Source organism: Sandarakinorhabdus sp. (genome assembly GCF_040398645.1).
Classification (GTDB): domain Bacteria; phylum Pseudomonadota; class Alphaproteobacteria; order Sphingomonadales; family Sphingomonadaceae; genus Sandarakinorhabdus.
In genome coordinates this window covers 1-8985 of sequence record NZ_JBBATR010000079.1, presented here as the reverse complement: position 1 = coordinate 8985, position 8985 = coordinate 1, and the positions used below count along the sequence as shown (strand labels likewise).

At 66.8% G+C, this 8985-nt stretch carries 10 protein-coding genes; all 10 read left to right on the top strand.

Annotated elements, in window-relative coordinates; translation table 11 throughout:
• Positions 1-219: 219 nt before the first annotated feature.
• Complete coding sequence (locus ABWP50_RS12600) at positions 220-792, top strand: hypothetical protein (protein WP_353218335.1); 573 nt, start codon at positions 220-222, stop codon at positions 790-792.
• Positions 793-1006: 214 nt separating this feature from the next.
• The gene (locus tag ABWP50_RS12595) at positions 1007-2320 is read left to right on the top strand and encodes a DNA-packaging protein (protein ID WP_353218334.1); all 1314 of its coding nucleotides are present in this window, start codon (positions 1007-1009) and stop codon (positions 2318-2320) included.
• A gap of 31 nt (positions 2321-2351) precedes the next feature.
• A complete protein-coding gene (locus tag ABWP50_RS12590; protein ID WP_353218333.1) occupies positions 2352-3470 on the top strand; it encodes a phage portal protein in 1119 nt (372 codons plus the stop codon).
• Entirely contained in the window at positions 3467-3772 is a 306-nt protein-coding gene (locus ABWP50_RS12585) for a DUF6127 family protein (protein WP_353218332.1), read from the top strand. Before ABWP50_RS12590 ends, ABWP50_RS12585 begins: the two co-directional genes overlap by 4 nt.
• Positions 3769-4182 carry an HK97 family phage prohead protease gene (locus tag ABWP50_RS12580; RefSeq protein WP_353218331.1) on the top strand — a complete coding sequence of 138 codons (414 nt, stop codon included), beginning with the start codon at positions 3769-3771 and terminating at the stop codon, positions 4180-4182. Before ABWP50_RS12585 ends, ABWP50_RS12580 begins: the two co-directional genes overlap by 4 nt.
• Complete coding sequence (locus ABWP50_RS12575) at positions 4175-5155, top strand: phage major capsid protein (protein WP_353218336.1); 981 nt, start codon at positions 4175-4177, stop codon at positions 5153-5155. The genes ABWP50_RS12580 and ABWP50_RS12575 overlap by 8 nt, the downstream gene beginning before the upstream one ends.
• A gap of 122 nt (positions 5156-5277) precedes the next feature.
• Positions 5278-5976, top strand: a complete 699-nt coding sequence (locus ABWP50_RS12570) for a hypothetical protein (protein WP_353218330.1) — start codon at positions 5278-5280, stop codon at positions 5974-5976.
• Positions 5976-6191: a hypothetical protein gene (locus tag ABWP50_RS12565; protein WP_353218329.1), complete on the top strand. Its 216-nt coding sequence runs from the start codon at positions 5976-5978 to the stop codon at positions 6189-6191. Before ABWP50_RS12570 ends, ABWP50_RS12565 begins: the two co-directional genes overlap by 1 nt.
• Positions 6192-6263: 72 nt before the next feature.
• Entirely contained in the window at positions 6264-6545 is a 282-nt protein-coding gene (locus tag ABWP50_RS12560) for a hypothetical protein (RefSeq protein WP_353218328.1), read from the top strand.
• The coding region (locus tag ABWP50_RS12555) for a hypothetical protein (protein WP_353218327.1) at positions 6545-8985 on the top strand (2441 nt) is incomplete at its 3' end. The genes ABWP50_RS12560 and ABWP50_RS12555, both read left to right, overlap by 1 nt.

Genomic DNA, 8985 nt, shown 5'->3' with positions numbered 1-8985 from the left:
GCCACCGCCATCACCATCATCGGCGTCGCGCCTGCCGCGCTGGCGGCGAATGATTTCCTGTTTGGGTGAGGGAGCGTCGGGACGGGTTGGCTTCTATCATCCAGCGAACCAAATAGGCACAAATAACTTGACTACCGTCACGCTTTGGGTTAGATAACCGGCATGCCTGCGGAATCGGACTGAACCGGTCCTTCTGCTGCTCAGCCGGGGACCAAACTCATGCTTGATATGCTTGCTGCGCCGACGCAGGATTTTGGCGCGTCTACCCCCATTGATCTGCCCAATGTTGATCCGGTTCTGACCGGGACGGTGCGCGTTCGGGAGCGCAATCGTTATCGGCCGGGCACGCGGGAAGCGCGGCGGTTGGTGGGTTCGCGCCGGGATCGCACGGCGTTTGTGGAACTGCTCGCCCGCCACGGCGATCCGGCCGTCGCTGCTGATCAGCTAGGCCTGCCGCTGTTCATGTTGTTCCGCCAGCGTGATGCCGATCCGTCTTTTGCCGCCGAATGGCTGGCCGCGGTGAACTATGCCTGGGAACGGGTGGAAAGCCGGGTGCTCGCGGCGTTGCTTGAAGACACCGATGACGCTCCGGAGCCGGATCCGAAATTGGCAACAGGCAGTAGCAAGACGGCGCGCACCACCCAGATCGATATCAGGCTGGCGCTGGCCATCGTCAACCGGCGTGACAAGCCGGTGACGCGCACCGGCGCCGCTCGCCCGGCCGATGGCGCCGGCGCGGCGCAGTTGCGGGCCGAGCTGCGGGCGCTGGCCGGAGTGCCGGGCGCCCGGTGAACAATAGAGAAAATCACCAGAGCCTCCGGCGGGCAGGGGTGACCCCTGCACCCGATTGTTGGTTTGGCGCCATGTTTCGAAGGCTGGGAACGAACCAGAACGAAAATGGTGCAGGGCTCAGCCCTGCCCGCCGGAGGCTGTTCTGGCCTGTTTCGGCCTTCATCATTTTCCCTTACCCATCCGGTTGCCGCCGGTGCAGCCGGAGTATGTGCCCATGGCAGATGCAGGCGACACAGAGCCACTGATCGAGCTGTTTCGCGCCCAGACGTTGCACCAGCAGCGCCGATTTCTGCGCCGCTATGGCGAGGACCGCTTGCTGACGCACCTGTTGGGTGAAGCCAGTTTGCGGCCGGCGCAGCGCGCGCCCGGTGGTGATTGGAGCATCTGGGTGATCCTGGCCGGGCGTGGTTTTGGCAAGACGCATGCCGGGGCGCAATGGGTGCATGCCCGCGCCACCGGCGCGAAGCCGCGCCGCTTTGCGCTGGTGGCGCCGACGCTGGATGCCGCGCGCGCCGTGATGGTGGAAGGCCAATCCGGCCTGCTGGCCCGGTTGCCGCCCGGTGTGGAGCTGACCTGGCAGGCCGGTGCCAAGCGCTTGCGCTGGGGCAATGGCAGCGAGGCGCGGCTGTTTTCGGGGGCGGAGCCGGATGCCTTGCGCGGCGGCCAGTTTGATTATGCATGGGGCGATGAATTTGCGCATTGGGCCGGCGGGGAGGACACGGTGATGAATTTGCGCATGGCGACCCGGCTGGGCGCGGCGCCGCAGATCATGCTGACCACCACGCCGTTGCCGCTGAATTGGTTGAAGAATCTGATCGCCGAGCCTGGGGTGGTGCTGACGCACGGCCGCACTGGTGACAATCACACCAATCTGCCGCGCGGATTTCTGGCGCGGCTGGAACGGCGCTTTGGCGGCACGATCACGGGCCGGCAGGAGCTGGCCGGCGAGATTGTTGATGATCTGGACGGCGCATTGTGGACGCGGACGTTGATCGATCGCCAGCGCCGGCCGGCTGCGCCAGAGCTGGTGCGGGTGGTGGTCGGCGTGGATCCGCCAGCGGGCGGCGGCACCTGCGGCATCATCGTGGCGGCGCTGGGCAGTGATGGCAGTGCCTATCTGCTCGATGATCGCAGCGTGGGCAATGTTGCGCCGGAACAATGGGCGCGGGCGGTGGTGGCGGCTGCCGATCAATGGCGGGCGGACCGTGTGGTGGCAGAAATTAACCAGGGCGGTACCATGGTCATGGCGATGCTGAAATCGGTGGACAGTGCGCTGCCGGTGACGGCGGTGCGCGCCGCGCGCGGGAAGGTGGCGCGGGCCGAACCGGTGGCGGCGCTGTATGCCGAGGGCAGGGTTTGGCATGTTGGTGTGTTTCCCGCGCTGGAAGATCAATTGTGCGGGCTGCTGAATGATGGCCGCTATGCCGGGCCGGGGGCTTCGCCGGACCGGGCCGATGCGGCGGTGTGGGCGCTATCGGCCTTGATGCTTGGCCCGCGTGCTGCGCTCCCCGGCGTTCGCCAACTTTAACCAGAGAGGACAATGTATGCGATTGCCGTTCATGCGGACAAAAGCTGCTGCGCCGGGTTCCGGCCCGCCGGCCCCGCGCATTCCGGTGTGGGCGACGCCGGTGACGGATGCGGCGGGCAGCTTTGCCGGCCAGGTGCGCGCCGCCTATCTGGACAATCCGGTGGCGGCGCGGGCGATCCGGATGGTGACCGAAGGCGCCGGCGGTGCGCCGATCACCAGCAATCCGCCCGGCCATCCGGCGCTGGCGCTGCTGGGCAGTTGCGGCTTTGGCGCGTCCGGCCCCAGCCTGATCGAAACGCTGGCCGGGCATTTGTTGTTGCACGGCAATGCCTATGTGGATGTGGCGTGCGGCGATGATGGCCTGCCGGCTGCGCTGTTTGCGTTGCGCCCGGAGCGGGTGAGCATCGAGGTGGACAGCAATGGCTGGCCGGCGGCGCATCTGTACCGTGCCGGCGGCGCGGTTCGGCGCTATCCGGTGGGAGCTGGTGGCGGCCTGCTGCACATTCGCAGCTTCCATCCGCTCGATGATCACCACGGCGCTGGCTGCCTGAGTGCGGCATCGGCGGCGGTGGCGGTGCACAATGCCGCCACCCGCTGGAACAAGGCGCTGCTGGACAATGCCGCCCGGCCTTCGGGGGCGCTGATGTACCAGCCTGGTGATGGATCGACGCTCAGCCCGGCGCAATATGACCGGCTGCGTGATGAGATGGAGGCGGCGTTCAGCGGCGCGGCCAATGCCGGGCGGCCGATGCTGCTGGAAGGCGGGCTGAACTGGCAAGCGCTCAGCCTGTCGCCAGCGGAGATGGATTTTGCCGGCATGCGGGAGGCGGCGGCGCGCGATATCGCGCTGGCGCTGGGCGTGCCGCCGCTGCTGCTCGGGCTGAAGGGTGACAATACCCACGCCAATTACCGCGAGGCCAATGTCGCGCTGTGGCGGCAGACGCTGTTGCCGCTGCTGTCGCGGCTGCTGGGCGCGCTGGCGGCGCATTTGGGCTGGTGGTGGCCGGGGCTGAGCCTCGCCATCGACCGCGATGGCATCCCGGCGCTGGCCGAAGATCGCGAGCGGCTGTGGGCCAGCGTGAACGCGGCTGATTTTCTGGAACCAGCTGAAAAACGGCGAATTTTGGGACTGGAGGAGCAAGCGGCATGAGCGGAATATTAGCAGGATTGGTGGCGCAGGCCGAAGCCCAGGGCGCGGCGCGGGTGACCGTGCAGGCCATTATCGAGGAAGCGGCGGACACCGGCGCCGAGCGCGCGCTGCGCCGCATCGGCCTGATGGATGACCATGCCGGCCATGACATCAAGGAGCTGCGCCAATTGGTGCAGGGCTGGCGCGATGTGAAATCATCCGCCGTCAAAAGCCTGGTGAGCTGGCTGGTGCGCACCATGGTGGCCGCGCTGCTGTTTGGCCTGGCCTTCAAGCTGGGGCTGGTGCGCGGGGAGCGGCCATGAGCGACCTTCACGTCGCGGGCTATGCCAGTGTGTTCGATGTCGCCGATCGCAGCGGTGATGTGGTGGCGCGCGGTGCCTTTGCCGATGCCGCCGCGCCGATCCCGCTGCTGTGGCAGCACCGAACGAACGAACCAATCGGGATCGTGGAGTCGCTGGCCGAAGATGGCCGCGGCCTGCGGATCATGGCGCGGATCGTGGGCCAGGGCCGCGGGCTGGAGGCGGCGGCGCTGGTGAAGGCCGGCGCGATCACGGGATTGAGTTTCGGTTACCGGGTGAAGGCGGCCAGTCCGGCCCGGACTGGCCGCCGGCTCGACCGGCTGGAACTTGTTGAGGTGTCACTGGTGACCTTCCCGATGCAGCGGGAGGCACGGGTGCTGGGCTGGCAAGAGGAGAGTGAACATGATGCATGACGTGAAATCTGAAAGCCTGGCAGCGGTTTTTGATGCTGCCGAAATAATTTCTCGCCCGGCGCTGGAGGCCAAGGCCGCCACCATCGCCGCGCCATCAAAGGGCGGGCTGGCGGTGCCGCGCGAAATCGATGATGTGATCAGCCGCGTGCTGGCCGCATCATCGCCGATCCGTTCGATTGCGCAGGTGGTGGATGTGGGTTCGGCCAATTATCGCCGGCTGGTTACGACCAGCGGTGTTGTATCGGGCTGGGTGGCCGAAACCGCGGGCCGGCCGGAAACCGAAACGCCGGATTTTGCCGAAATCGCCCCGGTGATGGGGGAGCTTTATGCCAATCCGGCGGCGAGCCAGGCCATGCTGGACGATGCCAGCTTTGATGTGGAAACCTGGCTGGGCGAGGAAATCGGCCGCGAATTTGCCCGGGCCGAAGGCGTGGCGTTTGTTGCCGGCGATGGCATCAACAAACCACGCGGGTTCCTGACCGTTCCGGTGGCGGCCACCGGGGACGTCACGCGCCCGTTTGGCACGTTGCAGTTCGTCACGTCGGGGGCGGCGGGCAATTTTGCGGCGGCCAATCCGCAGGATCGCCTGATCGATCTGGTGCATGCGCTGGCCAGCCCGTACCGCCAGGGCGCGGTGTGGGTGATGAACAGTGCCACGCTGGCGCGCATCCGCAAATTCAAGACCAGCGACGGCGCCTTTATCTGGCAGCCTGGCCTGGGGCCGGAACAGCCGCAAACGCTGCTGGGCTATCCGGTCGTTGAAGCGGAAGCGATGCCGGATGTGGCCGCCGACAGCCTGTCGATCGCCTTCGGCAACTTCACCGCCGGTTATCTGATTGCGCAGCGGGCCGAGACCACGGTGCTGAAGGACCCCTACAGCAACAAGCCCTATGTGCATTTTTATGCCACGCGGCGCTTGGGCGGCGCGGTGCTGGACAGCCGCGCCATCAAGCTGATGCGGTTTTCGGCTTGATCTGATCGGGATGCTGCCGGGGCCGGGGCGGAGCTTCGGCCCCGGCAGCAAGCCTCCGCAATATTGGTGCGCGCAGGAGAATGATGATGGCCGATAATGTGACAGCACCAGCGACTGGCCTGGTGTTTGCAACTGATGATCTGGCGGGTGTGAACTGGCCTTATGCCAAGCTGGCCTTTGGCCCCGACGGCGCGGCGGTGCCGGTGGCCGATGCGAACGGCGCGCGGCTGCCGGTGCAGATTGGCGGCACATTGCCGGCCTTTGCGGCCACGCCAACGGTCAACATCGGCACAGCGCCGACGATCAACGTGGCAGGGCCGCTGACGGATGTGCAGTTGCGCGCGGCGGCGTTGCCGGTGCTGATTGGCGGCACATTGCCGGCCTTTGCAGCGGTGCCGACGGTGAATTTGGGCAGTTTGAACGGCGCGGCCACCAGCGCGGCGCAAGCGACCGCCATTTCCAGCCTGGCCAGCATCGATGGCAAGCTGGCGGCGCTGGATGGCGGGCGCGCGTCGGTGGCAACCCAGCGCACCGCGACCACCACCCGCGCCTATGGCTATGCCGCTGGCCAGCGCTTGACCACGGCCGGCGCCGGCCAGGTGCGAAGCGCGGCTGTGGCGGCAACCGAGGTGCTGCTGCACGCATCGGTGCGCGGGTTTTTCCGGGTGGGTGACGGCACTGTGGTTGCCGGTGTGGCGGCAGGATCGATTCCGCTGGCTGCCGATGAAAAATTCCACCTGCAGATCACCAGCGGGCAATTTGTCAGCTTTGTGCGCGACGCCGCCGCCGATGGCAGCCTGACCATCATGCCGGTGGCCTGATGAGCGGCTTTGTGGGCGGCGGTGTCGGCCGGGCCGGGATGGGCGCGCGGCGGATCGCCGTTGTTGGCTCAGCCGATTTCAGCCTGTCTGCGGCCAGTTTGATCACGCTGTGGGACACGGCGGCGGTGGGCGAACTGGTGCCGATCGGTGCGCCGCCCGGCAGCTATTTCGTGCTGGCCTTTGAGCCTGCCGGCCTGGCCGTGGTCAACGGCTGAGGCTGACAAAGCATTGCAGCGGACGTGCATCGCGGCCAGATTGGCGCCACAGGCGGCATGAAGGACGTGAGCATGATCGATCGCAGGGATTTGGTGAAGGCGGGCGCTGTTGGCGCGGTGTTGTCGGCAATCGGTGCGCCCGACGTGCTGGCTGCGATTGGCGCGGCGTTGGTGCCGCCAGATGATGGCCACCCGGTGCAGGGCGGCGGTGTGGACTTCATACTTTCTGTAACAAATGCGAACACCAGATGGGGAACAGCAATGATCGGTGCATTAAAGGCGACAAATGCGCCGGCCGGGGCCTATTTCGTGCTGGTGGGTGAACCTGCCGGCCTCGCAGTGGTGAACGGCTGATGGCTATTCGGGTTCAAACCACCGGCGCGACCGATCTTCGCGTCACCACCGATATCGTCAAGCGCAACCTGAACACCGCCATCACCATCGCGGGCACCAGCGGAAAGGTGGCTGGTTTCTGGCAGGCAGTGTTCCTGCAAATCCCGGCCAGCGGTTTTAACAATGGCGCGGCGCTGCCCTTGCTGGCTGCCGATGGCAGCGGCGGCGGCATTTTCAACGGGACCAACGACCATGTGTTCGCCGTTGGCGGCGACAACGCGGCCAACGGCACATTCCGGCTCAAGCCGCGGGTGCACGCCCGCTCGGGCGGCACGGCGGCCTTTGCCGCGACCACACAGCCGTTCGCCAATCTGCCGGCGCTTACCCGCGCGGCAAATACGCATCTGCTGCTGTGGGGCATCAGCAACACCGGCACCGATGCCGCGCCGGTGTGGCAAGGCTGGTCCGCGATGTGCCGGGTTGGCGGGGACGCATCCAGCGAGGTGATTGCTGCGCCGATCACCGCCGGCTATCTGAGTGCGGCAACTGGCATCCTGCTCCGGCAGGTGTTTCACGGCGCAACGGCCAGCACGTCAACGCACACGCCTGCCGGCACGATTTTGCAGCACGCCGCGCACTGCGACGGCGATTTCCCGTGGGATACCGCCAACAATCGCCCCCATCACGCCGCGCTGCTGGCGCTGGCCAATGGCACCGGGGCCGGCACGCTGCACACCTATGCCAGCCTGGTGGCTGCGCAAAATGCTGGATCGCTGGGCTATGGCAATTTGCGCGGCGCTGCGAAGGCTGATCTGACCCATTGGTGGACGCTGGCCGATCTGACCGCCGGCGGCCTGGCCAACAACGGCAGCAACAGCGCCAATGCCCTGGCGGTGACCAACTGGAACACCTTGAGCGGCGGCCTGGACGGCAGCGCCGCCACCATCGCGCCGACACATTGGGCTGGCGCGGTTCCGGCAATTACCGAACCGGCGGTCAAATTCCATGGCGGGCGCGGCGCGCGGGCGCTGGTTGTGGCCGGCACCCACACCGGGCCGGTGCAGCGGCGCTGGGTTAACGAAGCGGCAGGCACGTCGCTGGCCGGATTTGACTGGGCCGGACTGACCGTAACGGCAGGCGCGTGGCAAACCAGCGACGTGCTGCCGGTGGGCGGGCCGTATCGCCTGGAGGTTCGTGACACCGCCGTGCCGGCCAATCTCGCCTCCTCGGCCGATTGGCTGGTTGGCACCGTGATGCTCACCCACGCCCAAAGCGCAATGCAGCTCACGTGGACATCGGGCGGCACCGGCACCACGCTTGGCGTCAATCGCACCAACACGGTGCTTTCGGCCGGCGCGCAAGGCGTGCTGCTGCGCCTTGGCGAAATCTACGGCGGGGAGCCGACCGCCTATTTGCAGCCGTCACTGGCGGCGGTGCGGCTGATCGGCGGGCAAACGCCGGTGTGCGGACAAGGCAGCGTGGCCTGCCTGAACGAGTGGAATGCCCACAATCCGGGCCACCCGTTGCTGATTGCCAACATGGCCATCGAAGGCAGCTTCATGAGCAATTGGGCATCGAACCAATCGCTTACGGTTCACCGCGCCGGGACGGGCCACGCATCGTGGTTTTATATGGGCACCATCGGTGCAGTGGCCGGGGCCAGCAGCGGCAACAACAGCGGCGTGGTGGAAACCTATGCCGCGCTGCTGCGCCGCCACGTTGATGTCCACACCATCATGTGGTCGCCGAACATGGGCCTCGATAGCACAGTGCGCGCCGATTATGTGGCGGGCATCGACGCGCGGTTCAGCAATGCGGCCAGCGCGCCCTGGCTGGTGATCCCACCGTGGCGGATGCACCGCAACCCCACCGATACGGTTGGTTCGGTGGGGCCGCGTGACCGCAGTGTGCTGTTCTTTCAGGAACTTGGTGCGCGCGGCGTTTTGGGGCCGCAGTGGGCGGACAATGTCGATGACAGCGACGGCAGCGGGCACGGCGCCTATGCCAATCCCGCCGGCACGCCGTCTTTCCAGCCCGTGCCGGACACCAACATGGTTGGCGTGTCGCGCGGCGGTGCCACCTTTGGCCGGGCGCTGGCGTGGGTGTTTGATCGCACGATCAAGGCCAATGGCCCGCGCCTGGTTGCCGCCTGGAGCGACAACGGCCGCGCGACGGTGCAGATCGAGCTGGGCCGCACGGTGCGCACCCTGGGCGGCGCAGCGATCTACGCGGCAGCGTTTGAAGTGAGCACCAACAACGGCGCGGCGTTCACCAGCAGCGGCTTCACGGTGGCGCTGGCCGCATCGGGCACGCGGGCGGTGCTGACGCCGGCAGATGGCGGCACGGCGTGGGCCGCCGCCGGGGCCAATCTGCGCGTGGATTATGCCCGCGTGATGCCGTTCCATCCCGATATCAACCCCCAAGAAATGAACACCGAACGCCTGCTGGACGGCCTGCTGTA

Bases quoted from the DNA above. Each gene is read 5' to 3' on its own strand.
- ABWP50_RS12600 (WP_353218335.1), top strand. From the start codon at position 220: ATGCTTGATATGCTTGCTGCGCCGACGCAGGATTTTGGCGCGTCTACC.
- ABWP50_RS12595 (WP_353218334.1), top strand. From the start codon at position 1,007: ATGGCAGATGCAGGCGACACAGAGCCACTGATCGAGCTGTTTCGCGCC.
- ABWP50_RS12590 (WP_353218333.1), top strand. From the start codon at position 2,352: ATGCGGACAAAAGCTGCTGCGCCGGGTTCCGGCCCGCCGGCCCCGCGC.
- ABWP50_RS12585 (WP_353218332.1), top strand. From the start codon at position 3,467: ATGAGCGGAATATTAGCAGGATTGGTGGCGCAGGCCGAAGCCCAGGGC.
- ABWP50_RS12580 (WP_353218331.1), top strand. From the start codon at position 3,769: ATGAGCGACCTTCACGTCGCGGGCTATGCCAGTGTGTTCGATGTCGCC.
- ABWP50_RS12575 (WP_353218336.1), top strand. From the start codon at position 4,175: ATGCATGACGTGAAATCTGAAAGCCTGGCAGCGGTTTTTGATGCTGCC.
- ABWP50_RS12565 (WP_353218329.1), top strand. From the start codon at position 5,976: ATGAGCGGCTTTGTGGGCGGCGGTGTCGGCCGGGCCGGGATGGGCGCG.
- ABWP50_RS12560 (WP_353218328.1), top strand. From the start codon at position 6,264: ATGATCGATCGCAGGGATTTGGTGAAGGCGGGCGCTGTTGGCGCGGTG.